Annotated in this window: 1 pseudogene; it reads right to left on the reverse strand. The window is 71.1% G+C overall.

Annotation, left to right across the window (positions count from 1 at the left end):
• Positions 1 to 111: 111 nt before the first annotated feature.
• Positions 112 to 1,344: pseudogene (gene carB, locus DD1DGNOD_RS20045) on the reverse strand (carbamoyl-phosphate synthase large subunit); the annotation flags it as partial.

Raw genomic sequence — 1,344 nt, forward strand, 5'->3', positions numbered from 1 at the left:
GTGCCACCGCTTCGGCCAGGCGCAGGGCGCTCGGCCCGTCGGGCACGTCCAGCGCGACCGCCAGGGGTGGACGCGACGTCCAGGCGCTCAGCCGCGTCCGAGGGAACGTGGTCACCCCGTCACCGCCTGCTCGCGGGCGTCACCGGCAGCAGCCTGCCGGACGCCGTCGGGCCCGGCAACACTGCGATCACCACCGGATCCGCCGGAGTCGGAGCCGGAGTCGTGCAGGTCCTGCCAGGCGGTGCGCAGCCCGGTGTGGAAGCTCTGCAACGGCAGCACGCCCATGTCACCCCGCACCAGCGCCTCGATGGCCTGCACGCAGGCGGCGGCACCCTGGATCGTGGTGATACAGGGCACGCCGGTGGCCACGCACGCCGCCCGGATCTCGTATCCGTCCAGTCTCGGGCCGACCCCCCACGGAGTATTGATCACCAGGTTGATCTGGCCGGACGTGATCATTTCGACGCAGTCGACCAGGTTCGGGCTGGGCACGGAGTGCTTGCCCAGAACGACCGCCTTCACCCCGTTGCGGCGCAGCACCTGCGCGGTCCCCTCGGTGGCGTAGACGACGAACCCGAGGTCGGCGAGCCGTTTGATCGGGAATATCATCGCGCGCTTGTCACGGTTGGCCACGGATACGAACACCCGGCCGTAGACGGGCAGCGACGCATAGGCAGCAGCCTGGGACTTGGCATAGGCGGCGCCGAAACCGGCATCGATGCCCATGACCTCGCCGGTGGACTTCATCTCCGGCCCGAGCACGGTGTCCACCCCGCGGCCACCGGCGTCCCGGAACCGGCCGAAGGGCAGGACCGCCTCCTTCACCGCGATGTGGGAGTCCAGCGGCAGGATCGCGCCGTCGCCGTGGGAGGGCAGCAGTCCCTCCGCGCGCAGCTGCGCCACGGTCGTGCCGACCATCACCCGGGCGGCGGCCTTCGCCAGCGGCACCGCGGTCGCCTTGGACACGAACGGCACGGTGCGCGACGCCCGCGGGTTGGCCTCCAGCACGTACAGCACGTCGGACTGCAGGGCGTACTGGACGTTGAGCAGGCCGCGTACGCCCACGCCCTCGGCGATGAGCCGGGTGGACTCGCGGATGCGCTCCAGGTCGGCCCGTCCCAGGGTGATCGGCGGCAGGGCGCACGCCGAGTCGCCCGAATGGACCCCGGCCTCCTCGATGTGCTCCATCACGCCGCCGAGGTACAGCTCGGTCCCGTCGTAGAGCGCGTCCACGTCGATCTCGACGGCGTCGTCGAGGAACCGGTCGACCAGGACGGGGTGCTGCGGGCTGATCTCGGTCGCGCGCTCGATGTAGGCGCGCAGCATCGCCTCGTCGTAGACGAT

This window comes from Candidatus Protofrankia californiensis (assembly GCF_900634765.1).
In the GTDB taxonomy this organism is placed as follows: Bacteria; Actinomycetota; Actinomycetes; order Frankiales; family Frankiaceae; genus Protofrankia; species Protofrankia californiensis.